The following is a 24680-nucleotide window of genomic DNA, read 5'->3' as shown; positions in this document are numbered from 1 at the left end:
CGTGTGTACGTGAACCGCCCAGTGCGTTGTCTGTGCGCCGCCAGGGACTCGAACCCCGGACCCGCTGATTAAGAGTCAGCTGCTCTAACCAACTGAGCTAGCGGCGCCTGCTGACTCGAAAATAATACCTGCTCCCGAGGGGTGCTGATGACAGTCGAACAAGCCGGGCATATCGGGCGCTATCAAGCCCGTCCGGTGATCGAGGACGAAGCCGTCCCGGGACACCGCGGTGGGCCTCACGTCCCCCCCCCACGCCTAGAGCGCCAGCGACAAGAGCACGGGAGCCGCCCGTCGGTTCAGCGTGTCCGCCGCCGTGCGCAGGCGATGGGCGTCCTCGATCGGCAGGGACAGCGCCAGGCACCCCGCAGCCGACCCGGCGGTCAGCGGCACCGCCGCGCACACCGTGCCGACCGCGTACTCCTGGATGTCGAGCACCGGGACCGTCGCCGGCTGGCTGTCCAACTTGGAGAAGAGCACCTTCTCGCTGGTGATCGTCCGCGAGGTGAGCCGGGCCGTCTTGTGGCGCGAGAGGTGGTCGCGGCGGCCGTTCTGGTCGAGCTGGGCCAGCAGGCACTTGCCGACCGCCGAGGCGTGCGCGGAGGACCGGAAATCCACCCACTCGTTGACCGCGGGGGCGTGGGGGCCGTCGGCGTACTGCGTGACCCGGATCTCGCCGTCGACGTACCGGCTGATGTAGACCGCCGCGCCGACCGAATCGCGCAGCTGCGCCAGCGACTGCTGGAGCTTGGTCTCCAGGGCCTGCCTGCGCGCCGCCCCGGAGCCGAGGAGCAGCAGCGAGGAGCCGATGACGTACGCGCCGTCGGTGATCTGTTCGACGTACCCCTCACGGCGCAGCATCAGCAGCAGGGAGGTGAGATGCCCGACGGGCAGTCCCGTCTCCCGGGAGATCTGGGCATCCGTCACGCCGTCGCCGTGTTCGGAGACCGTCTCGAGAACGCGAAGGGCGTGCTGCACCGAGTGGAACGGTGCGGTCGGTTCGGGCTTCAACGTCACGGTTTCCCCCACCAGGTTGTGACCGCAAGCTCTGCCCTCACGATAGCCGCCAAGGCCCCTGTTCGGGGCGTCTGTTGACGAGAAAGCGGAGCGCCCCGGCTCCGTCAGCTGGGGCGCATCCGGCAGGCATATGCCAGGGTCATGGGTTTGCGACGAGTTCCGAGGTCACAGCACCGCGGTAAGGAATTCGCGTGTGCGTTCGTGCTCGGGATCGGAGAAGATTTTCTCCGGCGAACCGGACTCGACCACGCGTCCAGCATCGAACATCAGTACCGTTTCCGAGACGTCGCGGGCGAAGTTCATCTCGTGGGTCACGCAGAGCATGGTGATGTCGGTGTTCCTGGCGATGTCGCTCAGCAGTTCCAGCACGCCCGCCACCAGCTCAGGGTCGAGCGCCGACGTCACCTCGTCGAGCAGCAGGATCTCCGGCCGCATCGCCAGCGCCCGGGCGATCGCCACCCGCTGCTGCTGGCCGCCGGAGAGCTGGGAGGGATGCGCGTCGATCTTCGCCGAGAGCCCGACCAGGTCGAGCAGTTCGCGGGCGCGGCTCTCCGCCTCGTCGCGGTCCATGCCCAGCACGTTGACCGGGGCCTCGGTGATGTTCTGCAGCACCTTCATGTTGGGGAAGAGGTTGAACTGCTGGAAGACCATGCCGATCTTCTTCCGGGCCTCGCGCAGATGCTTCTCGGTCGCCGGCCTCAGCGAGCCGTCGGGCGCCCTGGTGTGGGACAGCGGGTCGCCGTCCACCCAGATGACCCCGTCGCTGACCCTTTCGAGGGTCATCAGCAGCCGCAGGATGGTGGTCTTGCCCGAGCCGCTGGGCCCGATCAGGGTGACGTGCTCGCCGCGCCGTACGGAGAAGTCCAACTGGTCGAGGACGACGTGGTCGCCGTACCGCTTCACGACGTCGTCGAAGCGGACCAGCGGATGGCCTGTCGCCGCGACGGCGGCCGGCACGGCCTCCTCGGGGGCCCGGGGTGCGGTCTTCTGCAGGGGGAGGGGTTCAGTGGCCAAGACGCTTCTCCAGCTTTCTCATCAGCAGCGAGGTGGGGTAGCTCGCGACCAGGAAGACCAGCCCGGCGAGCGTGAATGCCTCGGTGTACGCGAAGTGGGCGGCGCCGTACTCGCGGGCCTCGAAGACCATCTCCTGCACCGTGATCACGGCGAGGAACGGGGTCTCCTTGAACATCGAGATCGCGTAGTTGCCGAGGGCGGGCAGCACATTGCGCACCGCCTGCGGCAGGATCACGGCCTGCCAGGTCCGCCGCGGGGTGAGCGAGAGCGCCCGGCAGGCCTCCCACTGGCCCTTCGGCACACCGTCGATCCCGGCGCGGTACACCTCGGAGGTGTACGTGGCGTAGTGGACGCCCAGCACCACGATGCCGATCGTCAGCGGTTCCACCGAAGTGAACAGGGCCGCCGCGCCGACGAGTTGGACGAGCAGTGGGGTGGACCGGATGAACTCCATCACGGCCCGGACCGGCACCGTCACGAACCTGCTCGAGGCCCGTCCGGCGACCGCGATGGCGAGCCCGAGCACCGCGGCCACGAGCGTGCCGAGCACGGTGGCGAGCAGTGTGACCTCGAACCCCTTGAGCACCACGGGCAGTACGTCCCCGGCGGCGTTCCAGTCGAAGCCGTTCACCGGGCACCACCTCCGGCCGTCGACGCGACGGCTTCCGTGGTGCTGCGACTGCGCAGCAGCGAGCCCGCACCGGTCGCCAGGCCGAGCCGCCGCTTGGCGCCGCGCTCCAGCAGATTCATCAGCAGGGTCAGCGCGTAGGCCAGGACGAAGTAGAGGACCAGCAGGGTCACGTACGCGGTGAGCGTCTCACCGGTACGGTCGCGCAGCTGCTGGATCACGGTCATCAGGTCGGCCGCCGAGATCAGCCACAGCAACGGGGTGCATTTCAGCAGCTGGATCAGCAGATTGGTGAAGGACGGGATCATCTGCACCCATGCCTGCGGAAGGATCACCTTCCGCATCCGGTGCAGCGGCGTCATGTTCAGCGCGACGGCCGCCTCGTACTGGGCGCGCGGTACGGCGTTGATCGCGCCGCGCACCACCTCGGCCCCGTACGCACCGTAGTTGAGACCGAAGGCGACGACACCGCAGAGCAGCGGCGTCAGTTCGTACCCCGTCAGCGGCGGCATCGCGTAGTAGAGCCAGAACAGCTGGATGTAGAGCGAGGTGCCGCGGAAGAACTCCACGACCACACGCGACACCCCGCGCGCCACCAGCAGCCGGCTGACCGACATCAGGCCGAGGACGAACGACAGGAGCAGGGCGAGCAGCGCGCCGAGGACGGTGGCCTGGAGGGTCACCCACAGCCCCGCGCGCAATTGCGGCAGATCGTCGAAGAAGGCGGAGAAGAAATCACTCATGCGGTGCGTTCCGTCCCGTCAGCCCTTGCACAGGTCGGCCGTCTTCAGGGGGGCCGGCGGGAGCTCGGTGGCTCCGAAGCCGTACTCCTGGAGCAGGCCCACATAGCGTGACTTGTCCGAGACGATCTTCTTCAGCTCGCGGTTGAAGGCGTCCCGCAGGTCCTCGTTGCCCTTGCGGAAGACGGCGCCGCCGGGGCTGTACTGCTTCGCGCCGTCGAGCTCCGGCAGGAAGGCCTCGGTGACCTCGGTCTCGGAGTTCGTCTTCGCCAGCCAGCGCAGCGAGATGCCGGTGAGCAGGAACGCGTCGACCCGGCCGCCCTTGACCGCGTCGGCGCCGTCCTGCGGCTTCTGCAGTGTCTTGATCTTGTCCTTGGGAATGCCCGCGCCCTCGGCGTACTTGCCCTCGACGGCGCCCGACATCACGCCGACGGTGATCCCGGCGGCCTTCGCGGACGCCAGGTCGGTGACCTTCTTCGGGTTGCCCTTCTTCACCATCAGCGCGGTGGGCGAGATGAACTCCGGCTCGGAGAAAACGGCGTTCGCGCAGCGCTCCGGCGTGATGGCCATGCCGGCGCTGACCACGTCGTACTTCCCGGCCTGCAGTCCGGGGATCAGGCCGTCCCACTCGGAGAGGGTGGGCTTCAGCTCGTCGATGCCGAGCGCCTTGAAGATCTCCCGGTGCAGCGTGGGCGCCTCGCCCTTGAGCTGCTTGCCCTCCAGATAGCCGTAGGGGGCTTCATTGGCGTACGCGACCCGGACGAATCCCTGCTTGCGGAGCTTGTCGAGCGCCCCCGCACCGTCCGCGGAACCGGCGTCGGTCTTGCTGCACGCGGAGAGCAGCCCGGGAACGACAAGCAGGCCACCCACGGCCGCCGATCGGTTGAGAAAGCCCCGGCGGGACAGGTTCGGGAAGTCAGCCATGGTTCGCAATCTCCTGGAAGGGTCGAACAGTCCGGACAGGGGGTGCGCCTGCCCGATCCCGTACGTCTATGCAGGAAGCGGTCCCCTGTGATCGAACGGTGGCCGGAAGGTGACCTTCCCGTGTCCGATTGCGAGCGGAGTGCGACGGCGGGTGCGCTGCGCGTATTCCCCGGCGGGGAACGGCTCATGACCGACCGTTATATGGAGATGTCCGGCATGAGGTGATGAAGTGACCTTCTTCCCCGGTCGGTTGAGATCACTCGCCCGGCTCCCGGACGGGGGTGTAGCCGCGCTGTTTGTCCACCACGTTCGGCAACGGTGCCCCGGACGCCCAGAGTTCGAACATCTCCACGAACTGCTCGCCCAGCCGGTCCCGCCAGCCTGCCGTGTCGCCGCTCATGTGCGGTGACACGATCAGATCCGGTACGTCCCAGAGCGGGCTCTGCGGACCCAGTGGCTCCTGCTCGAAGACATCGAGTGCCGCGCCCGCGATCCAGCGCTTGCGCAGCGCGGCGACCAGATCGTCCTCGACGACCAGCGGACCGCGCCCCACATTGATGAAGCGGGCCGACGGCTGCATCAGCCCGAAGAACCGCGCGTCGAACATGGCGCGGGTCGACTCCGTCAGCGGCGCCGCGCAGATCACCCAGTCCGCCATGGCGGCCAGCCGGTCCAGATCCGCCACGCCATGGATGGTGCGCCGCGCCCTGCGCCCCACGAGCGCCACCTCGACACCGAGGGCGATCAGCAGCCGGGTGATCTCCCGCCCGATCGGGCCCGCGCCGACGACCACCGCGCGGCTGCCCGCCACTTGGGTGCTCTCCCGGTGGCGCCACAGCCGCCGGTGCTGGAGCTCCAGCGTGCCGGGGAGATCCTTGGCGAACGCCAGCACCAGGCCCGTCACGTACTCGGCGATCGGCCGCTCGAAGATGCCCCGTGCGTTGGTCACCACCGTCTCGGAGGCCGCCAGCTCCGGGCAGAGCAGCCGGTCCACGCCCGCGCTCGCCGTATGCACCCACGCCGGGCGCGGTCCGGCGCCGGGCCAGGCGGCCCGTACCGCGTCGGAGGTGAAGTCCCACACCAACAGCACGTCGGCTTCGGGGAGCCGTGCGGCGAGCCCGGCCTCGTCGGTGTACCGCACGACGGCCCGGCCGGTCAGCCGGCCAAGACGCGGCGACGGGTCGGTGTCCAGGACGAGCAGGGTGGGCTCTGACATGAGAGACGGGCGCTCCGCTGCGTCTGAGATGTGCGACCCGACCACGCTCGCACCCGCGCCCGCCTGCGTCAACAGGTCGCCGTGGAGGCGGCGACGTATGGGGCAATACTAGGGAGGGACGGGGTGAAACGGGCGTCCGCAGGAACAGGGCATCCGCCGGAACAGGAAGGGTGGACATGACGACCCTCGGCTTTCTCTACCCGGGCCACCACTTCGCGGAGGACGACTTCCCGCGGATGGAGATCCTGCTCGACGCCGTCAGGCTGGTCGTGAACCACACCGCCATCGACGAGGACGTCTACGAGATCGACGCGCTGACGCGCACCGGTGTGCCCGAACGGCTGGCCGCCGGGGTGCCGGAACTGCAGCGCGCCGGTGTCGAGTCCGTCGTCTGGGTGAGCGGCAGCGGCAGCTTCCTGTACGGGTGGAAGGGCGCCCACGAACAGACCGCCGCCCTGGCCCGGGCGGCCGGGGTGCCCGCCTCCAGTACCTCGTTCGGCTTCGTCCACGCGGTGCGGGAGCTGGACGCCACCCGCGTCGCGGTCGCCGCGACCTATCCCGAGGACATCGCCGCACTGTTCACCGCCTTCCTGCACTCCGCGGGGATCGAGGTCGTCGCCACCCACGCCGCTCACCTGGGCTCCGCCGCCGAGGCCGCCGCCTGGGACCCGGCCGAGGTGCGGGAACTCGTCCGGGCCGCGGACCGGCCGGAGGCGGAGGTGATGCTGCTGCCCGACACGGCCCTGCACACCGTCACGCACCTGGCGGAGCTGGAGGAATTCCTCGGCAAGCCGGTCCTCACCGGAAACCAGGTGGCGGTCCGGGAAGGGCTGCGGCTGGCGGACCGCCGGGCCTGGTCCCCGAGGCTCGGCAAGATCTTCGCCGAGCGCGAGGCGCCCCCGGCCCCGGTGGCCCGATGGGGCGAGGGCCGGGCGTGGGCACGGAGCGGAAAGAAGGGACGCCCCGGCCGGTGGGGGGAATAACCGGAGACCGCCTCCTGTTCAGCTGTTCCGGACGTACGAGCCGCACGCATGCGCATCACCGGAGAGGGCCAGGACGTGGACGAGATTCGAGCCGACGAGATCCGTGGCGACGAGATCCGAGGCAAGGCGGAAGGGACGGCCACCGTTCCGCTCTCCGTGCTGGACCTGGTGACCGTGGGCCAGGGCCGCACCGCCACCCAGGCGCTGCGCACGAGCGTGGACATCGCACGGCTCGCCGAGCGCCGCGGATTCCACCGCTACTGGGTCGCCGAACACCATTCCATGCCGGGCGTCGCCTCCTCCTCACCGGCCGTGATCCTGGCCCACCTCGCCGCGCACACCGAGCGCATCCGGCTCGGTTCCGGCGGCGTGATGCTGCCCAACCACGCACCGCTCGTCATCGCCGAACAGTTCGGCACCCTTGAGGCCATGGCCCCCGGCCGCATCGACCTCGGCCTCGGGCGCGCCCCCGGCACCGACGGAGCGACGGCAGCCGCCCTGCGCCGGACGGACCGGCTGGGCGAAGGCGCCGATGATTTCCCGCAGCAGCTCGCCGAGCTGACCCGGTTCCTGGACGACGACTTCCCCGACGGCCACCCCTACGCCCGTATCCACGCGGTCCCCGGCCCGGTCCAGGCCACCGCCGAGGGTGGCGTCCAGTCGGCGGCCCGCCCGCCGATCTGGCTGCTCGGCTCCTCCGGCTTCAGCGCCCGGCTGGCCGGCGTACTCGGCCTGCCGTTCGCCTTCGCCCACCACTTCTCGGCCCAGAACACCGTGCCGGCCCTCGACCTGTACCGGGAGTCGTTCCGGCCGTCCGCGGTGCTCGATGCCCCGTACGCCCTGATCGGTGTCTCGGCCTTGGCCGCCGACGACGAGCGCGAGGCCCGCCGCCAGGTTCTCTCCGGCGCCCTGTCCATGGTCCGCCTGCGCACCGGCCGGCCCGGCCTGGTCCCGACACCCGAGGAGGCGGAGGCGTACGCCTTCAGCCCCATGGAGCGCGAGTTCGTCGACAGCTGGCTGGTCAACATCGTCCACGGCACGGCGGACGAGGTCCGTACGGGCCTCGACGACCTGGCCAAGCGCACCGGCGCCGACGAACTGATGATCACCGCCAACGCCCACGGCGGCGAGGCCCGGCTGCGCGGCTACGAGCTGATCGCGGACGCGTACGGGCTGCCGACGGCCTGACACCGGCGCCGGTCTTCTGACCCGGGGGCGGGAATTCCGGGGTCAGGTGTTCAGCTTCCGGCTGCGTGGCTACGAGCTGATCGCGGACGCGTACGGGCTGCCGAAGGCCTGACACCGGCGCCGGTCTTCTGACCCGGGGGCGGGAATTCCGGGGTCAGGTGTTCAGCTTCCGGCTGCGCGGCTACGAGCTGATCGCGGACGCGTACGGGCTGCCGAAGGCCTGACACCGGCCCCGATCTTCTGACCCGGGGCCGGGAATCCCGGGGTCAGACGTTCAGCTTCCGGCTGCCGATCAGTTCGGCGATCCGTTCCGGGGCCACCGCGCGCGAGTACAGCCAGCCCTGCCCGGTGTCGCAGCCGATCCTGCGCAGTCGTTCGGCCTGGCCCGCCGTCTCCACGCACTCCGCGGTGACGGTCAGGCCCAGCCGGTGCGCCAGGTGCACCATCGCCTCGACGATCGTCTCGTCGGCGGGGCTCGGGCGGTCGCCGTCGTCGTAGCGGAAGCCGCGTACGAACGAACCGTCCAGCTTCAGCACGGAAACGGGCAGCCGGCTGAGATAGGCGAGGTTCGAGTAGCCGGTCCCGAAGTCGTCGATCGCGATCCGTACGCCCATGTCGCTGAGCGACTGGAGGGCCTGGAGCGGGCGGCCAGCCGAGCCCATCACCGCCGACTCGGTCAGCTCCAGTTGCAGCAGCGCGGGATCGAGGCCGGTCTCGGCGAGGATCTCCGCGACATCGGTGACCAGGTCGGAGTCCCAGACCTGCCGGACGGCGACATTGACGCTGATGAACAGCGGTGGCTCGGCCGGGTGGTCGAGCTGCCAGCGCCGGGCCTGGCGGCACGCGGACCGCAGCACCCACCGGCCGAGCTGGACGATCGAGCCGTCCTCCTCGGCGATCGCGACGAACCGATTCGGTGCGAGCAGGCCGAACTGGGGGTGGTTCCAGCGGACCAGGGCCTCCACCCCGCGTACGACTCCGTCGGCCATGCCGACCAGCGGCTGGTACTCGATGGTGAACTCGCCGCGTTCGACGGCGGGCCGCAGATGGGAGGAGAGCGTCTGCCGGGTCATCCGGTGGGCGTTGCGCTCCGGGTCGAAGAGCGTCCATCGGGCCTTGCCGTCCGCCTTCGCCCAGTACAGCGTGGTGTCGGCGGCCTGCATCAGACCGGTCGCCGAGGTGTCGGCCACGGCCCGTTCCACCACTCCGATCGAGGCCGAGACGGAAAGCCGCTGCCCGTCCAGGTCGAAAGGCTTCTGCAGCGCGGCGAGGACCGTGCGGGCCAGGTCGGTGAGCGCTTGCGTACCGGCGGAGTCCTCGACCAGGATCGCGAACTCGTCGCCACCCAGGCGCGCCACGAGATGGGCGCCGGGACGGTGCGGGCGGTCCTGGGCCGCGCAGTCGGTGAGCCGTGCGGCGACGGCGGCGAGCAGCCGGTCGCCGATCCGGTGGCCCATCGTGTCGTTGACGGCCTTGAAACCGTCGAGATCGAGATAGCAGAGCCCGATCCGGCCCTGTCCGGTGACCCCGCCGTCCTCGTACGGCGGGGTCTCCAGGACGGCCGAGAGCCGTTCGAAGAACAGCGCCCGGTTGGGCAGCCGGGTCACCGGATCGTGCATCTGGAGGTGGCGCAGCCGCTTCTGCAGCTCACGCCGGTCGCTGACGTCCGCGACGGAGAGCAGCACGGGGCCGGGACCGGGCCGCAGGGCATCGGCCCGGCCCGCCTCCGGTTCGGGCATCGGTACGACGGTGATCTCGGCCCACAGTGCGCGCCCGTCGGGGTGCTTGAGCCTGTGGGTGCAGCGGAACCGTGAGCGCCGGCCGTGCAGCACCTCGCGGTACGCGTGCCAGCTGCGGCCGTCCGCCGCGAGGTCGAGGAGATCGGCCGCCGACTGCGTGGTCAGTGCCGCGGCGGAGAAGCCGAGGAGCCCGCCGAGCGCGTCGTTGGCGGCGAGCACCAGTCCCTCGTGGTCGACGACGGCCATCGGGAGCGTGGCGGCCCGGAAGGCGGCCCGATAGCCGTACGGCTCCGGTCCCCGGGCCCCGGCAGCGGGCCACGGAGGGTGACACTCCGTGGCCGACGGTCCTGCGGAGTGGGGGGATGTGACCGCCGCGGGCCTCGGCCCTTCGGAGGTTCCGCTCACCGTTCGCTCCCGCCGTGCAGTTCTGTCCTGAACAGGTGTGGCCGGACTGGCCCGCCGCGCGGAGCACCGCTGTGGGAGGCGGAAACCACGCGGGAAAGCCTGGTGAAGCATAGAGGTTGGTGCGTCGGCCGTTCCAGCGCCCGACCCGTCCGCGCCTCGCGTTCGCCCCGCATGGGCCAGTCGCCAGCCGATCCGGTTTGTCCGCGACTGATCGTTTCTGAGCGCTTCCGCTCTCTCGCGACCTTCACGTGATTGATTGTGACTGTCCGTGAGAGTGGCGCCCTGGACAGCCGCTGACTCGACTGGGGCAGCTCAGCAGGACGAAAGCCTCGAATCATCACAGGGTGAGTGGGTGACCGCAGCTCGCACCCGGAGGTAGATGTGCCGCGCCTGCACAGAACCGGGGGAGTCGGGAGGCCGAGCCTGCGCAGGGTGGTCGCCGCGGCGACTTCCCTGATGGCGCTCGTCACCACCTCCCTCGTCGCCGGGCCTGCGGTGGCCGCCACCGGCGAAGCGGGTCCGTGCGCGCTCCCCCGTACCGAGGTCCACCACTCGCTCGGGGTGGGGGAGTGGAACGACGCCTACCCCCGCCCCGTCCACTCCCTCGACGCGGTCATGGTCTTCCTCTCCTTTCCGGACCATCGCCCCGGCGCCACCCCTAAGGAGCTCACCGCCGACTACTTCCCCGCCACCACCCAGTTCTTCCAACGGGCCTCGTACGGAAAATTCACCCTGCGCCCGCACCCGCTGCGGCAGTGGATCCAGATGCCCAAGGCCTCTGTCTGGTACGGAATACAGCGGGACTGGAACAGCGAGCGGCGCAGTGCCTATCTGCGCGACGCCATCGCCGCGGCCGACCCGAAGGTCGATTTCTCCCGGTTCGACATCGTTTACCTGGTCGCCGACCCGGACGCCCCGGGGGTCGACTCCGATGCCACCAAGGTCGTCAACTTCGATCGGCCGCTGCGTGCCGACGGCACGGACATCCGGCGCGTCGTCACCGTCTTCGAGCAGCACCCGCCGGACCACAACGTGCTGGCCCACGAGACCGGGCACGTCTTCGACCTGCCGGACCTCTACCACCGGCCGTCCGACGGCAAGGGTGACTGGGACACCTATGTCGGTGACTGGGACGTGATGGGCAGCCAGTTCGGCCTCGCGCCGGACTTCTTCGGCTGGCACAAGTGGAAGCTGGGCTGGCTGGACCGCAGGCAGGTGATCTGCGTCCAGCGCAGCCTGGACATCACTCTGGAGCCGATGGCCGCCGTGCCCGCACGCGGCGCCTCCATCGGCACCCGGCTCGCGGTGATCAGGACCGGCGAGGGCAGCGCCGTGGCCATCGAGGCCCGCAGCGCCACCGGCAATGACCGGACGACCTGCTCCGAGGGCGTCCTGCTCTACCGGGTGCGCAACGGAATCCCGTCCGGCGGCGGCCCCGTCGAGGTCATCGACACCCACCCTCGCACCGACGCCTGCTGGGACCAGTCCGTGTACGCGCCGCTCGCAGACGCCCCGATGCGGGTCGGCGAGACGTTCAGCATCCCCGGCGCGCACGCCAGGATCGAGGTCGCCGACCGGACGCCTTCGGGTGCCTGGACGGTCCGGATCACGACGGGAACCTAGTGCCCCTCCCGGCGAGCTTTGCCCCGTCGCGCCGCCCCGAAAGCCCTGGCGGCTCCTTCCCCAAGCTCTCAACTTCGTTCGAGCAGGGGAGACCCCGTCCAAGGACTTCCGGCCGCCTCGCGATCGCACGCACCGGACGACGCTCCTCATGGGGCAGACATTGCCGGTCACGGCACTAGAACGCGGGCTTCCGCGACCACGACGGGATGACGCGTGACACGCGGCGTGTGGTGCGGGCACGAAGAAGCCCCCTCGCTTCCGCGAGAGGGCTTCTTCCGTCTGTGCGCCGCCAGGGACTCGAACCCCGGACCCGCTGATTAAGAGTCAGCTGCTCTAACCAACTGAGCTAGCGGCGCCTGCTGACGTCGTAGACATTAGCACCCTGATCGGCGGGAGGAAAAATCGAATTCCGGGCCGTCGGCGAGGGCGTCGACCGCGTCACCCGCACACAGGCCCAGAGCAGTACGTCCGGGCCCGGCAGCCAGGGGCTTCGGGTGTCGGGCGCCACCACCCAGCGGGGTCCGGGGGTGGCGGAGGTGCAGGTCAGCGGGGGGACGGTCACCGCGTCCCCGGCGCCGTGGCAGAGCAGCGGCGGAACCTTCGCGCCGTCGCCGTCCCGCCCCCGCGGGTCCGTGCCGGCCCGTGGTTCGAGGCCGCCGCCCCACTCCTCCCAGTCGAGCAGCGACGGCAGCCGCTGGGCGGTGCCGGGGGAGGCGAAGAGCATCATCCGCCCGCGGTGCGTGGCGACGGGGCCGGAGCCGGGGCCGTCGGCCCACAGGTGTTCCAGCATCCGGCGGCCGAAGAGGGTGGGCACGTTCACCACGTCGAAGGCCGAACCGCACGGCAGTACCCCGGGTGAGGAGGGATGGGCCTCCCACTGTGCCAGCGTGCTGCGTGGATAAGCCGAGGCGCCGGCGAGCCAGGCGGCACCGGCTGCCGTGACCTGAGCCGTCCGGTTCGTGGCCCCGTCCCGCAGGAGAGCGAAGAGGTCGGCGCCGTGGTGGAGGTCGTCGTCGTGCAGGGTCGTTTCGTCTGGCAGCCATGCGCTCATGCGCCATGTCTACCGGGAGTGATCAAGTGGATTCCGAGAGTTGTCGGAAATCGGGACAGGTCGGGGTGGGGAGGAGTATCTTGCGCTCGGGCATATGCCACTGGCGGTCCCCGGGGCGGGACGCCGGGCCTTGCGGCAGGTACGGCTACGGCTGAGGCCGGCACGGCGGTCGTGGCGAGGCCGGGACGGCCGTCAGGGCGCGGAACCGCCCAGCAGACTCCGGCCGAACTCGACCATCTTCTTGGCGTAGTCCTCGGTCCACTCCGCACGCTGCGCGATGTCCGCGGTCGTCAGCCGGTCGAACCGGCGCGGATCGGCGAGCTGCGCGGCCGCGATGGCCTGGAACTCGACCGCGCGGTCCGTCGCGGCACGGAACGCCAGAGTCAGCTCGGTGGCGCGGGCCAGCAGCTCCTTCGGATCTTCCATCGACTCCAGGTCGAAGAAGTGCTCGGGATCGGCGACTGCCGCCGACGGCTCGAAGAGCAGGGGCGCGGGGCGCAGCCGCTGCTGCTCGTTCCGCTCGGGTTGTGCCATGTGATGTTTCCTCCTTCGGTGGGCCCGACGGCCACCCTCCATTGTCCAACGCCGCGCAAGGGGGCTGTCCGGCGTTCCTTGGGCGGGCGCCGTCACACCTCCCACCGCACCCGGTGCTCGGCCAGATGCGCCAGAACCGCGTGGTTCGCCTCCCAGCCGTCCGGGAACTTCACCGTGACCCCCAGCTGCACCGGCTCCGTCGACGGGTGCTCGTCGAGCAGCTCCGCGACGCCCGCCCGGCACACCACGATGCACGCGTGCCGGTGGCGCGAGGCCAGGACGCACAGCCGGCCCGTCTCCAAATGGAACGCCGTGGCGTCCGGGCGGCCGGACAGCGGGTGCAGGACCACCGTCACGTCGAACTCGCGGCCCTGGAGCCGGTTCGCCGTGTCCACCGCCACGCCCGTCACGCCCAGCTCGGCGAGCGCCGCCCGTACCGCCGCCGCCTGGTCGCGGTGGGCGGTGCCGACCGCGACCCGGTCCGCCGTCACCGGGACCGGATCGGGGGAGCGTTCGCTCGTCGCCGCGCCGCCCCGGTCGAGGAGCCGGCGGACCACCAGGGCCACCGCCCGCACCGCCTCCGGGTCGGTGCGCGGGGTGTGCCGGGCCGGGAGCTCCAGCAGGCCCCAGCCGGACTCCGCGGCCTCGTCCAGCACTCGGTCCGGCGCCGAGCCGTCGGACCGGGTGCCGAACGACAGCCGCCGGTCGCCTCGGTCCGTACCGCTGCGGAACGGGGTGTACGGATAGAACGCGTCCGAGACGAGCGGCGCGGCCGACGCGGGCAGCCGCCACGACACCGGCAGCCGGTGCTGCGGCAGCCCGGGATTGTGCGCCAGCAGCGTGGAGACCGCGCTCGCGGACGGGTCGTACGACAGCCCCGCCCACTGGTCCGCGCCGACGATCGAGAACGGGTCCAACTGGCCCGGATCACCGACGAACAACGCCCGCTCGAAGAGGCCCGCGACGGCCAGCAGCGCGTCCGAACGCATCTGGTACGCCTCGTCGACGATCGCGTGGCCCCACGGCTCGACGTTCTTCACGTGCGCCCACTTCGCGGCCGTCGAGATGACGACGTCGAGCCCGGCGAGATCCGATGCCCTGGCCGACTTCCGTACGTTGGCCAGGCCGTCCAGCACCTTGTCGTACGGGTCGGAGTCATTGCTGTGCAAGCGGCCGACGGGCAGCCCCGGGTCCTTCTCGGCCAGTCGCACCACCAGGTCGTCGACCTGGGCGTTCGTCTGCGCGACCACCATCAACGGGTGCCCGGCCGCCGCGAGTTCGAGCGCCGCGCGCACCACGAGCGTCGACTTGCCCGCGCCCGGCGGGGAGTCCACCACGATGCCGCGCGACGTACCGCCCAGGGTGTCGGCGAGGATCGCGTCGGTCGCCCGCGCGGCCTGGGCGCCCGGGTCGAATAGGGCCGTCACAGAAGGTCCTCCGCGGTCACGGGATCGGGATGCTCGGCGCGCTCACCGGCCGCGCCCGGCGGTCCGCCATGAGTCCACGGCGTCTCCTCCGGGTCCGGCAGCTTCGGCCCGCCGCGCTGGTCGTGCTCGAACAGGGTCCAGGAGATCCGGTCGCCCGGCTCCGGCACCGAACCCGGGGCCGGCTCCTTGCTCCGGCCCATCCGGTCGGTGATCCGCAGCACCAGCGCGGGCGCGCCGCCGTCCGCCGGCTCCTCGCCGTACCGGACGAACTCGGCGGTCTGCGGCCTGCCGTCCAGCGAGCGGTACACCTTGGTGCGTTCCCCGAGATGCGGGTGCTCGTCCGTGCGGACGGTGACCAGCGGGCGGGGGGACGGGCGCTTGGACTCGCTGTACGCCATCACCACCTCCGTCACCTCGCCGACGAACGCCTCACCGGCCAGCCGCCGCCCGGCCAGCACCAGCGGATCGTCCAAGGCCTCCTGCGCCTCCAGCTGCGCCTGCGCCGTCTCGCGCGAGGCCAGCTTCTGCGCCGCCGTCACCGCGTCGTCCCGGCGCGGCTGCGGCGGTTCACCGGAGCGCACCCGGTCCCGGTGACCGGTGAACGACCAGCGGTCCCTGGTCCACCGGTCCTCGGCCCGGGCCCCCTCGGGCAGCTCCCTCAGCAGATCGAGCCCCCGCCACACCGCGTCCCAGGTCGGCCGCGTCACGGCGGCCAGCAGCGCCCTGATCTCCCGCTCGGCGCCGGTCAGTTCGGCAAGCCGGGCATCGGCTGCCAGGCCGTCCTCGGCCGCCGCGAGCGAGGTGCGTGCCCGGTCGTACTTCTCGATGGCGGGCGCCAGCAGCCGGTTGTCGAACGCCGGGTCGGTCGCCGGACCGGCCGGCGGGCACACCAGCTGGCCCGCGCCGTCCCGAGCCAGCTCCGCGCGGAGCGCCGCCGATGCCCCGGATTCGCCCGCCGGCGCGTCGATCCAGGCCAGCAGCGCGCCCAGATGCTGATCCTCCAGGCTGCTCTGCCCGGTCGCCCAGTGCCGGTTCAGCAGATCCGTCGTGGCGAGCAGCAGCGAGGAGCCCGGCACCCTGGCCCGCTCCCCGTAGTGCGTCAGCCAGCGGCCCAGCAGGGGGACGCGGGCCGGGGCGGGGTACGGGGTGTCGGGATCGTCCTCCGCGGTGCGGCGGAACCGCATGGACCGGCCGAGCAGCCGTACGAAGTCGATGCCCGCCCGGCTCGGCACGATCAACTGCGGTGCGTCCGCGCACAGTTCGACCTCGACCTTGACCTTCTTGCCGGTCGCCGGATCGGTTTCGTTGCGCTCTGCGGGCTCGACGACATCCTCGTACGCCTCGAGGTGCGGCAGCACCGCCTCGGCCAGCTCCGCGAGAAACGCGAACCGCAGATCCCGGTCGCGCGGCTGCGACACCGTCAGCAGCCGGGGCGACTCGCGGTCCGTCCCGACGAGCGCCCCCAGCGGCGCGCCCGTCTCACCGGCGGTGGTCAGCGGCACGAGGACGAGCGGCCGGTCGGTGAGATGGCGGTGCAGGACCGTCGCCATCGGCTGCGCCCGGCCGCTCTCCACGGCCTCCAGCCGGGCCAGGGTGCTGATCAGCGACATGCCGCACCGCCCGTCAGCGCCCCGGCCCGCAGTGCCGCCGCCCGTCGCAGGGCCGCGACCGTCGGATCCGCCGGGTCGCCCTCCTTGCCCGCGGCGGCGGCCAGCACCGCACCCACGGTCGTCAGCCCGCCGAGCTCACCGCGCACACTCCGCCCCAGCGCCTCCACCGCACCCGCCGCCCGGGCCTTCGCCCGGCAGTGGAAGGCGAGCTCGCACGCGGCCAGGCACTCCGGGGCGTACGCCGCGCCGACCGACTCGACCGCGGCGTCGAGCTGCTCCCGGGGGCACTCCGGATCGAAGGTGGTGCCCTCGGGCAGCGCCGCCGCGATGTCCTCGACCCGGGCCAGCCTGGTCAGCTGGCGCCGGGTGACCGCACGCTGCTTCCGTACGTCCACGACCGAGGCGGCGGGCAGATTGGAGAAGTCCTTCGGGCAGACCAGCAGCACCCGGTGTCCGACCTTCGCACCCTCCGTCAGCTCCGCGATCCGCTCCAGCGCCAGGACGTAGACGGCGGACTGCCGGGCCGCCGCACCGACCTTCGCCGCGTCGGCCGAACCGTCGATCATGGGGAAGGACTTGATCTCGACGACCGTCCACGTGCCGTCGGGGTGCACCGCCACCGCGTCCGGCTCCAGATAGGCAGGGGAGCCCGCCACCTCCAGGGCCAGCATCGGGTGGTCCAGCAGCGCCCAGCCGCCCGCCTCGGTCGCCTCCCGCAGCGCGAGCGCCGTGCGCGCGGCGCGGCCCTCGGGACCGGCCGCCGTCAGATCGGGCACCAGGACCTCGCGCGGCGCCCCGGCGGCACCGCCGAGGTGCTCGTACAGCAGCCGCATCAGCTCCGTACCGCCGTCGGCCTTGACCTTGGCCTCGAAGGCGTTGCCCCGGACAAGAGCGAACTGCGACTGGCCGAACGGGGCGGGCGAACCGAGCGCCGTTGCCAGCGCGGCCTTGTCCACCCCGGCGCCGTCCAGCAGGGCGCGGCGCCGGCAGCCCGGATTGGCGGCGAGGGCGGCCAGGGCGCGGGCGTCGAGCGGACGCGGGGCGACGGCCGGGCCGCGCAGCTCAGCGAGCCGCTGCCGGAGCGTCGTCCCCCGCTCCTCCCGCTCCTGCGGGGGCAGCGGCATCGGCCCGGGGTGCGCGGCCGGCCGAGGCGTCTGCGTCGGCCGGTGCCGGGGCATCGGTGGGGTCTGCGGAGGTGGTCCGCTGGCCAGGGATTCGCTCACCCGCCGAAGTCTTGCATCCGGCACTGACAACCGGGGACTTCGCACCTGCGGCGGACCTCGGGAAGCGGGCTCCGAGCCGGTCCCTGACCTGGTCGGCGAGACGCAGCACCGGCCGGGTGAGCAGGGCTCCGAGGCCCATGACGGCGGCGCCCGCGACCGCGTCGAGGAAGTAGTGGTTGGCCGTGCCCATCACCACGAACGTGGTGACCAGGGGGTACGCGATGCCCGCGGCCCGGACGAGCGGGTGCCGGCCGTGCCGCCACAGCAGGATTCCGCACCAGAGCGCCCAGCCGACGTGCAGGCTCGGCATCGCCGCGTACTGGTTCGTCATTCCGCCCATGCCGCGCGGGGCACTCGCCTCGGTGCCCCACCAGCCGTACGAGCTGTACTGCGCCATCGTGTCGACGAAGCCGTGACTGGCGTGCAGCAGCCGGGGCGGGCAGGTCGGCATCAGTGTGAAACCGATCAGGCCGAGCAATGTGGAGGTCATCAGCCAGGTGCGGGCCGTGCGGTACAGGGCCTGGCGGCGGCGGAAGAGCCAGATCAGGACGGCCGGGGTGACCAGGTAGTGCAGGGAGGCGTACGCGAAGTCGGCGGGTATGCCTATCCAGGAGCGGGCGGTCAGCAGCCGGTTGAGCGGGTGCTCGAAGTTGATGTGGAGTGTCTGCTCCAGGTGCAGGATCCGCAGACCGTGGTCGACGGCCGTGGACACGTCGCCGCGTACGATCAGCCGGCCCGCCGAGTAGGCTGCGTACACCAGCGCCAGCAGCGGCAGCTCGGTCCACCAACGGGGCCGCGGGCGCGCCACAGGCGCGGTGCTGGCAAGCTGCATCCGGAAGCTCTCCATCATGTGTTCATGTGACCGACGGCGGGCGTTCAACCGTACGGTGCAGGTCGGCCGTGATTCCCCCCGGGGGTCCCGGTCGGATCCCCTGTGTGCGTACGGATTTCTCCGCGCAGGGAGGGACGCCGGTCCGGCCCCGGAGGTTGCCTCCCGGACCCGTGCGCGATGATGGGAAAACCGGACGATCCGTTTCCTGTTTCCTGTTTTCGATCTCCGGTCTCAGATCTCAATTCAGGGAGAGCCGTCATGGCACCGCGTATCCTGCTCGCCCGGCACGGTCAGACGGAATGGTCCGTCAAGGGCAATCACACCGGCAGGACGGACATCCCGCTGCTCGACACCGGCCGGGCGGGCGCCAAGCTCCTCGGGGAACGGCTGCACCGCAAGCCGTGGGCGGACCTGCCGGGCCTCGAAGTCCGCACGAGCCCGCTGCTGAGGGCCAAGGAGACCTGCGACATCGCGGGATTCGCGGACCGGGCCGAGCCGTGGGACGCGCTGCTGGAGTGGGACTACGGGGCGTACGAGGGGATGACTCCGGCCCAGATCAAGGCGCTCCGCCCCGACTGGTTCATCTGGCGTGACGGGGTGCCTCAGGGGGAGACCCTGGCCGAACTGTCCGCCCGCGCCGACGAGATCGTCGACTGGGCCCGCTCGGCAGACCGCGACGTCCTGGTCTTCGCCCACGGCCACATCCTGCGGGCGCTGGGTGCGCGGTGGCTCGGCGAGGACGTGTCGTTCGCGGCGCGCATCCGGCTCGACCCGACGTCGCTCTCGGTGCTGGGGTGGGCGTACGGGGCGCCCGCGATAGAACGCTGGAACGACACGGGTCACCTGGACCGGTAGACCCGGCCCGCGCTGTGAAGGCGGGCCTGCCCGGCGTTCGAGGACGGGACCGGACGTGCGGGCTGCCCGACGGCCGGGTCCCCGCTACGCCCGCGACGCCCCCGCGACCTCCCCGTACCGATCCAGGAACCCCCGTACCTCCGCCACGCCCCGCTGCGGCGCCAGCACTGTCGCCGCGCCCGCCAGCATCGCCCGGATACGGGACGACTGGACCCGGTCCAGCAGGTCCAGCACCTGGTGGCCCGCTGTCGCCGCCTCCGGGGCCCGGCCCGCCCGGGCGAGGTCCCAGGTCAACTCGGCCCGGTACAGCGCCAGATTCCGGGTGAAGTGCGGATCCTGGAGCCGCGTCGCCCGCAGCGCGTGGCGGGCCGCCCGCGACCAGTCGCCCAGCGTCGACCAGCACTGCGCCTCCAGCATCTCCAGCTCCGCCTCCCGGAAGAACGTCATCCACTCCGGGTCGGCTTCGGACGGCCCGCACTCGAACGCGGTGTGCGCCCGGCCGATCGCCCGTTCGCAGCCCGCACGGTCCCCGAGCCCCGCCCGGCCCCCCGCCTCGCGCAGCGCGAGCAGCGCAAGCAACCGCGGCGAGCCCAGCGGCTGCGCCGCCCGCTGTCCGGCCTCGGCCGCGCGCACGGACTCGCGGGGCCGCCCCGTGTCCCTGGCCAGGAACGACGTATTGCAGAACGCGTGCGCCTCCAGCCCCGCGTCACCCGCCACGCGCGCCGTGGCGAGCGCCTCCGCGTAGTGCGAGCGGGCGTCCTCGAACCGGCCCGAGTCATGGGCCAGCCAGCCCACCGAGATGGCCAGTTCGCCGGCCCCGGCATGCAGCCGGTCAGCGGTGGAGCGCTTGGTGGCGGTGCCGGAGTCGAGCAGCGCGTATGCCGCCCGCAGCGGCTGGGACGCCCTGCGGTACAGGCCGTCACCGCCGTGCCGGTCGTCGAGCAGCCGGATCTGCCGCACCGCCTTCTCGACGGCACTCACCTCGGCATCGCCGACCCTGCGTGGGTCGGGCCGGGTGGCGGCAGCGGCGGATGTGCCGCCGAGGCCGAGCCCCAGGGTCGCGGCCGCCATCGCGGTGGTGCCGCTCGTCATGAATACGCGACGCAGCACGTCGCTCTCCTCGTGGGTGTCGCTGTGGAGCGCAGGGGACGGTGACGTTTCGGCAGTGGCCCGCGCTGCTCGGCCGCGTACGGTTTCGCGTGGCGAGAAGCCCAGGTCCGCCAGGGTCGTCCCGGGGAACATGTGCAGGAAGACCCGCTCGTACGCGTAGTTGGGGCAGCGGATCTCGCCGGACTCCACGCGTCCGATGTACCGGGCGTCGCACGCGACCTGCTCGCCGATCTCGCGGGCGGATCTGCGCACCGCGGCAGCGAACTCCCCGGCGGAGCGCGGTCCGCGCAGCCGCCGGAAGGCGAGGTTGGGAACTGCCCCTGTCGACACCATGGGCTAGGCCCTCTCTTTCGGATCATGCCGGGCTCGCGGGTTCTGGCACGCACATCTGCGGCGTTGTGGTCGGTCACCAACTCCCCCATAGCCTTAAAGGCATGGGGGGACCCCCTCCCCGTTGCCTTCCTCCTCCGCCTTGCAGCTGCACGCACCAGACCCCGCTCACTGATCCGGCCTGATCCGAAAGAGAGGGCCTGGGCCCTCTCTTCTGCAGCCGGGGTTCCTGCTTCCGGTCCCGGCGGAGCAAGAAGGTACCTGCTGTGACCGACCGCACACACAGTGTTTCTGGGCAAAAGGGGGCATTTCGCACGCGATCTGCCATGAACTGCCATCCTTTGCGGCGGCGTGGCACCGTAGCCCTTGACGCAGTCGGCGCGTTGGTCCATGCGGAGACGGAATCCGGCTCCGCCCGGCGATGAGAGGAGAGGTCCCTTGTTGCATCTCGGCACGGAGACCGGCTCACGGACGACTGCGACGACCCCGGCCGCGACGGGCGCACCGGCGCCCACCGCGCCCCCGGCGGACCACGGCGCCGAACCCTGTGACCTGGTGACCGTCCCGGCCCGCCAGGGACTGGAGGCCGTGGACATCCTGCGCCGCGGCGCCGACCAGGAGGCCGTCGGTCCGGTCCTGCACGACGGCGCCTGCGACACCCTCGGCTTCCTGGTGCCCCCGGGGACCGCCGAGGCCTGGGACGTACCGGGCAGTGCCTGTACGCAGACCGACGGCCGCGGGCTCCGCATCCCCGCCGAGCCGCCGGTCTCCGGCAGCCGCTGGCTGCTGCCGCCCGAGGAAGACGCCCAGGTCACCGACCCGGTCGTACTGCGGGCCGCTCTCGACCAGGCGGCCCGGCTGATCGAGGCGGCCGACAACTGCCGCTGACCACGGCCCCCTCGCCCGCACGCTCATAATGGGCCGGTGGCCGGGATTCCCCGGCGCGGCCGGTTCCGTACCGGTCCGGAGCGATGAGCAGTGAGCAGGCACGAGCAGCAGTGGCACGTCGAGGAGCGTCGGGCACAGGCGCGGGCGCCCGTAAACGGTCCGCCGGCAAGACCGACGGAAGGGCCGACCGCGCGGCCGGGCGCGGGGCATCCGGGCGCCGGGCGGAGCCCCTCGCCGAACAGGTGGACGGCGGCCTCGCCGAGCTGGTGCCCGACCGGGAGCGCCCGCACGCGTGGACGCTGACGCTCGACGGCGCCCCCCAGTCCCATGTGGACCTCGACGACCCCACGTACCTGTCCTTCGAGTACCAGCGCAGGATCGGCCACATCGCCGACCTCGTCGCACCCGCCGGACAACCCCTGCACGTGGTGCACCTCGGCGGCGGCGCGTTCACCCTCGCCCGCTACATCGCCGCGACCCGGCCCCGCTCCACCCAGCAGATCATCGAGGTGGACGCCGCGCTCGTCCAACTGGTCCGCCGCGAACTGCCGTTGGACCCACAGGCCAGGATCCGGGTCCGCGCCACCGATGCCCGCGCCGGACTCGGCAAGATCCAGGACGGCTGGGCGGACCTCGTCATCGCCGATGTCTTCAGCGGGGCCCGTACCCCCGCGCACCTCACCAGCGCCGAGTTCCTCGCCGAGGTCCGCCGCGTCCTGAAGCCCGGCGGGAGTTACGTGGCCAACCTCGCGGACGGACCGCCGCTGACCCACCTGCGTGGCCAGATCGCCACCGCGGCCACCGTCTTTCCCGAACTGGCCCTCGCCGCCGACCCGACCGTGTGGCGCGGCCGCCGCTTCGGCAACGCGGTGCTGCTCGCCTCGGACCTCCCGCCGAAGGTCGCGGAACTGACCCGCCGGGTCGCGACCGACCCGCACCCCGGACGCGTCGAACACGGGCGCGCCCTCGCCGACTTCACCGGCGGCGCGACCCCGGTGAGCGACGCCGACGCCAGACCGTCCCCGGCGCCACCGCCGTCGGCCTTCGGGTGAGCCGCCGGTACGAAGCCGGCGTGCCACCACGCGAACCCCGAACCGCGTCCGAACCTCTTGCCCAAGGCCACCTGCTCGCGCCGCTCGACGTGCCGCGCACCGTGACCGTGCGGGCGGGCCGCGCAACAGGGCGCAGTTCGACGTGTGTACCTCGTGCTTCCGGCTGAGCGTCAGCCCCGTTGCCTACGGATCTGGTTCGTGCCCGTCACACGAAGGCCGGCTCGTGCGCCATGCGTCCCACGGCGTACGGGCACAGCCTCGTGCCGTAGAGGTCCAGTGCGTCGCTGGTGTCGTCGTAGTGACTACCTGTACTCCCGTCCGTGTGCGCGCCGGGTGGGAGTGGTGTCTCCGTGGCGGTGTTCGCCGCCGCGGTCGGGCCCCTGGTGGGCCGGGTCGGCCGTTTCCTGGAAAGGGCGTCCGGGAGGGCCGGGTTCGGGGAAATAACGCGGATACGCCCGCGGCCCCCTCCACCGCACGACACCCCGTTCACCTTCCGGCGGGCGGCCGGGCGTGAACCAGGGGTCACGCGGGCCGCGCCCGGAGGCGGGCAGAAATACGGTCCGTTCGGGGCGGCCGCCCCGGCGGCTCTCTGCCGACGCGTCCGTGACCTGCGCATTCTCGAAACGGCCTGACCTCGCGGCCGATTCCCGGCCGACGCCCGCGGGCTATGGCAAGACTTCGGCGGGACACGGTCTCGTGACTTGCAGGACACACTCGGGCAACGGAAGCGCCTTCAACTCTTGACACTCACCCCTCAAAGGCAGGAACCTTCCGACATCGACGCATGGGAGCGCTCCCACATCGTGCGGGGGCTTCCCGCTCGAACGGCACTGCCCGTGTCCTCCCCCCTGAACCACCCGGCACCCGCACTCACCAGCGCGTATGCCGCGCAGTCAGAACGCCAGTCCCACCCTGGAACAAGGAGTAGTGGAATGCGCATCACCCGCACCGTCGCCGGCCGGAGCCGCAGAGCCGTGGTTCTGGCCACCACGGGCCTGACGGCCTCGGCCCTGCTGCTGACCGGCTGCAGCAGCGACTCGGACTCATCGGACAGCACGGGCTCCGACGCGAACGGGAAGATCACGCTCACCGTTGCCGACTTCGGGCAGTTCGGCTACAAGGAAGCCGGCCTCTTCGCCAAGTACCACGAACTGCACCCGAACATCACGATCAAGGAAGACACCACCGCCGACGAGAAGATCTACTACCCCAAGCTGCTCCAGCAGCTGAACTCGGGCAGTGGCCTCGCCGACATCCAGGGCATCGAGGTCGGCCGGATCAAGGAGATCGTCGACACCAAGGCGGACCAGTTCGCCGACCTCAGCAAGGTGATCGACGTCAACGAGTGGGTGTCCTGGAAGGAGAAGCAGGCCACCACGTCCGGCGGTCAGGTGATCGGCGCGGGCACCGACATCGGCCCGATGTCCCTCTGCTACAACACCGACCTCTTCAAGAAGGCCGGTCTGCCCACCGACCGCACCGAAGTCGCGAAGAAGATCGCGGGCGGCTGGGAGGACTACATCAAGCTCGGCGAGGAGTACAAGAAGACCGCGCCGAAGGGCACGTACTTCATGGACTCCGCCAGCGCCATGTTCAACGCCGTCGTGAGCTCGAACGCCAAGCAGTACTACGACGAGAGCGGCAAGCCGATCTACAAGGACAGCCCCAGCGTCCAGCAGGGCTGGAACCTCGCCGCCGAGGTCGCGTCCAAGAAGCTCTCCCAGGGCCTCGCCCAGTTCGACACCAACACCTGGGTTCCCGCACTGCGCAAGGGCACCATCGCCACCGTCGCCTGCCCCGCGTGGATGGCCGGTCAGATCTCGACCAACGCCGGTGAGGGCAACAAGGGCAAGTGGGACATCACCACCGCGCCCGGTTCGACCGCCGCCAACTGGGGCGGCTCCTTCCTCGCCGTGCCCAAGTCGGGCAAGAACGTCGAGGAGGCCAGCAAGCTGGTGAAGTGGCTGACCGCCCCCGAGCAGCAGGCCGCGGTGTTCAAGGCGATCGGTGTCTTCCCGTCCAACAAGGGCGCGTACGACCTGCCGGACGTGAAGAACGCCAAGCTCCCGTACTTCAACGACGCGCCCATCGGCCAGATCTACGCCGACGAGGCCAAGTCCATCCCCGAGGCGGTCCTCGGCGAGAAGGACGGCGTCATCAAGGACACCATCTCCACCCAGATCACCAACATGGAGCAGCGCGGCACGAGCCCCGACGACGCGTGGAAGGCGGCGACCAACGCGATCGACAAGGCGATCGGCTGACCGTCGCCGGTGCGGGCGGCCCCCAGGAGC

Annotated in this window: 21 protein-coding genes and 2 tRNA genes; 7 read left to right on the top strand and 16 right to left on the bottom strand. The window is 71.4% G+C overall.

All coding sequences use genetic code 11. The features are described 5' to 3' along the window. Window positions 1-33 precede the first annotated feature (33 nt). The 7 genes from ACFU8Q_RS19930 to ACFU8Q_RS19900 all read right to left on the bottom strand — a co-directional run bounded on the left by ACFU8Q_RS19930 (window position 34) and on the right by ACFU8Q_RS19900 (window position 5536). Window positions 34-107, bottom strand: a tRNA-Lys gene (locus ACFU8Q_RS19930). A 148-nt stretch (window positions 108-255) separates the two neighbouring features. Continuing rightward, window positions 256-1014 (bottom strand): IclR family transcriptional regulator, encoded by a 759-nt coding sequence (locus tag ACFU8Q_RS19925; RefSeq protein ID WP_384455460.1) that lies wholly within the window; start codon window positions 1012-1014, stop codon window positions 256-258. Window positions 1015-1179: 165 nt separating this feature from the next. Further along, a complete protein-coding gene (gene ehuA, locus ACFU8Q_RS19920; protein ID WP_384455457.1) occupies window positions 1180-2028 on the bottom strand; it encodes an ectoine/hydroxyectoine ABC transporter ATP-binding protein EhuA in 849 nt (282 codons plus the stop codon). After that, window positions 2018-2659: an ectoine/hydroxyectoine ABC transporter permease subunit EhuD gene (gene ehuD, locus ACFU8Q_RS19915; RefSeq protein WP_384455454.1), complete on the bottom strand. Its 642-nt coding sequence runs from the start codon at window positions 2657-2659 to the stop codon at window positions 2018-2020. Before ehuD ends, ehuA begins: the two co-directional genes overlap by 11 nt. After that, a complete protein-coding gene (gene ehuC / locus ACFU8Q_RS19910) occupies window positions 2656-3399 on the bottom strand; it encodes an ectoine/hydroxyectoine ABC transporter permease subunit EhuC (RefSeq protein WP_384455451.1) in 744 nt (247 codons plus the stop codon). The genes ehuD and ehuC overlap by 4 nt, the downstream gene beginning before the upstream one ends. Window positions 3400-3417: 18 nt before the next feature. After that, window positions 3418-4320 (bottom strand): ectoine/hydroxyectoine ABC transporter substrate-binding protein EhuB, encoded by a 903-nt coding sequence (ehuB, locus tag ACFU8Q_RS19905; protein WP_384455448.1) that lies wholly within the window; start codon window positions 4318-4320, stop codon window positions 3418-3420. Between the two features lie 256 nt (window positions 4321-4576). Next, a complete protein-coding gene (locus ACFU8Q_RS19900) occupies window positions 4577-5536 on the bottom strand; it encodes a D-2-hydroxyacid dehydrogenase (RefSeq protein WP_384455446.1) in 960 nt (319 codons plus the stop codon). A 176-nt stretch (window positions 5537-5712) separates the two neighbouring features. Between ACFU8Q_RS19900 and ACFU8Q_RS19895 the strand changes: the two genes are divergently transcribed. Together ACFU8Q_RS19895 and ACFU8Q_RS19890 are read left to right on the top strand one after the other, a co-directional pair. After that, window positions 5713-6519 (top strand): decarboxylase, encoded by an 807-nt coding sequence (locus ACFU8Q_RS19895; RefSeq protein ID WP_384455444.1) that lies wholly within the window; start codon window positions 5713-5715, stop codon window positions 6517-6519. A 75-nt stretch (window positions 6520-6594) separates the two neighbouring features. Next, window positions 6595-7707 carry an LLM class flavin-dependent oxidoreductase gene (locus ACFU8Q_RS19890; RefSeq protein WP_384455465.1) on the top strand — a complete coding sequence of 371 codons (1113 nt, stop codon included), beginning with the start codon at window positions 6595-6597 and terminating at the stop codon, window positions 7705-7707. 266 nt (window positions 7708-7973) lie between these two features. Here ACFU8Q_RS19890 and ACFU8Q_RS19885 read toward each other — a convergent pair whose 3' ends face one another. Then, window positions 7974-9851 carry a putative bifunctional diguanylate cyclase/phosphodiesterase gene (locus tag ACFU8Q_RS19885; RefSeq protein WP_384455441.1) on the bottom strand — a complete coding sequence of 626 codons (1878 nt, stop codon included), beginning with the start codon at window positions 9849-9851 and terminating at the stop codon, window positions 7974-7976. A gap of 456 nt (window positions 9852-10307) precedes the next feature. On the opposite strand from ACFU8Q_RS19885, the gene ACFU8Q_RS19880 reads away from it, so the two are divergent. Continuing rightward, window positions 10308-11474 (top strand): M6 family metalloprotease domain-containing protein, encoded by a 1167-nt coding sequence (locus ACFU8Q_RS19880; protein ID WP_384455462.1) that lies wholly within the window; start codon window positions 10308-10310, stop codon window positions 11472-11474. A 282-nt stretch (window positions 11475-11756) separates the two neighbouring features. Here the strand turns inward: ACFU8Q_RS19880 and ACFU8Q_RS19875 are convergent. The 7 genes from ACFU8Q_RS19875 to ACFU8Q_RS19845 all read right to left on the bottom strand — a co-directional run bounded on the left by ACFU8Q_RS19875 (window position 11757) and on the right by ACFU8Q_RS19845 (window position 18151). Next, window positions 11757-11830 (bottom strand) — tRNA-Lys (locus tag ACFU8Q_RS19875). Beyond that, entirely contained in the window at window positions 11821-12525 is a 705-nt protein-coding gene (locus ACFU8Q_RS19870; RefSeq protein ID WP_384455438.1) for a bifunctional DNA primase/polymerase, read from the bottom strand. Before ACFU8Q_RS19870 ends, ACFU8Q_RS19875 begins: the two co-directional genes overlap by 10 nt. A gap of 192 nt (window positions 12526-12717) precedes the next feature. Beyond that, window positions 12718-13059, bottom strand: a complete 342-nt coding sequence (locus ACFU8Q_RS19865) for a hypothetical protein (protein ID WP_384455435.1) — start codon at window positions 13057-13059, stop codon at window positions 12718-12720. 92 nt (window positions 13060-13151) lie between these two features. After that, window positions 13152-14486, bottom strand: a complete 1335-nt coding sequence (locus tag ACFU8Q_RS19860; RefSeq protein WP_384455432.1) for an AAA domain-containing protein — start codon at window positions 14484-14486, stop codon at window positions 13152-13154. Next, window positions 14483-16096: a hypothetical protein gene (locus ACFU8Q_RS19855; RefSeq protein WP_384455429.1), complete on the bottom strand. Its 1614-nt coding sequence runs from the start codon at window positions 16094-16096 to the stop codon at window positions 14483-14485. Before ACFU8Q_RS19855 ends, ACFU8Q_RS19860 begins: the two co-directional genes overlap by 4 nt. After that, window positions 16087-17274, bottom strand: coding sequence for a hypothetical protein (locus ACFU8Q_RS19850; RefSeq protein WP_384455427.1), 1188 nt, complete (start codon window positions 17272-17274; stop codon window positions 16087-16089). The genes ACFU8Q_RS19855 and ACFU8Q_RS19850 overlap by 10 nt, the downstream gene beginning before the upstream one ends. Next, on the bottom strand, window positions 17159-18151 hold the full coding sequence (locus ACFU8Q_RS19845) for a phosphatase PAP2 family protein (RefSeq protein WP_384455424.1): 993 nt from the start codon (window positions 18149-18151) through the stop codon (window positions 17159-17161). The genes ACFU8Q_RS19850 and ACFU8Q_RS19845 overlap by 116 nt, the downstream gene beginning before the upstream one ends. Window positions 18152-18409: 258 nt before the next feature. Here ACFU8Q_RS19845 and ACFU8Q_RS19840 point away from each other — a divergent pair, with 258 nt between their 5' ends. Continuing rightward, window positions 18410-19006 carry a histidine phosphatase family protein gene (locus tag ACFU8Q_RS19840; RefSeq protein WP_384455421.1) on the top strand — a complete coding sequence of 199 codons (597 nt, stop codon included), beginning with the start codon at window positions 18410-18412 and terminating at the stop codon, window positions 19004-19006. A gap of 84 nt (window positions 19007-19090) precedes the next feature. Here ACFU8Q_RS19840 and ACFU8Q_RS19835 read toward each other — a convergent pair whose 3' ends face one another. After that, on the bottom strand, window positions 19091-20449 hold the full coding sequence (locus ACFU8Q_RS19835) for a tetratricopeptide repeat protein (RefSeq protein WP_384455418.1): 1359 nt from the start codon (window positions 20447-20449) through the stop codon (window positions 19091-19093). Between the two features lie 435 nt (window positions 20450-20884). Between ACFU8Q_RS19835 and ACFU8Q_RS19830 the strand changes: the two genes are divergently transcribed. The 3 genes from ACFU8Q_RS19830 (at window position 20885) to ACFU8Q_RS19820 (ending at window position 24650) form a co-directional block, all read left to right on the top strand. After that, the gene (locus tag ACFU8Q_RS19830; protein ID WP_384455415.1) at window positions 20885-21334 is read left to right on the top strand and encodes a hypothetical protein; all 450 of its coding nucleotides are present in this window, start codon (window positions 20885-20887) and stop codon (window positions 21332-21334) included. Between the two features lie 110 nt (window positions 21335-21444). Further along, a complete protein-coding gene (locus tag ACFU8Q_RS19825; protein ID WP_384455413.1) occupies window positions 21445-22386 on the top strand; it encodes a spermidine synthase in 942 nt (313 codons plus the stop codon). Window positions 22387-23318: 932 nt separating this feature from the next. Then, complete coding sequence (locus tag ACFU8Q_RS19820; RefSeq protein ID WP_384455410.1) at window positions 23319-24650, top strand: extracellular solute-binding protein; 1332 nt, start codon at window positions 23319-23321, stop codon at window positions 24648-24650. The last annotated feature ends 30 nt before the right edge of the window (window positions 24651-24680 follow it).

The organism is Streptomyces sp. NPDC057543, from assembly GCF_042801895.1.
Classification (GTDB): domain Bacteria; phylum Actinomycetota; class Actinomycetes; order Streptomycetales; family Streptomycetaceae; genus Streptomyces.
This window is presented reverse-complemented; position numbering and strand designations above follow the sequence as displayed.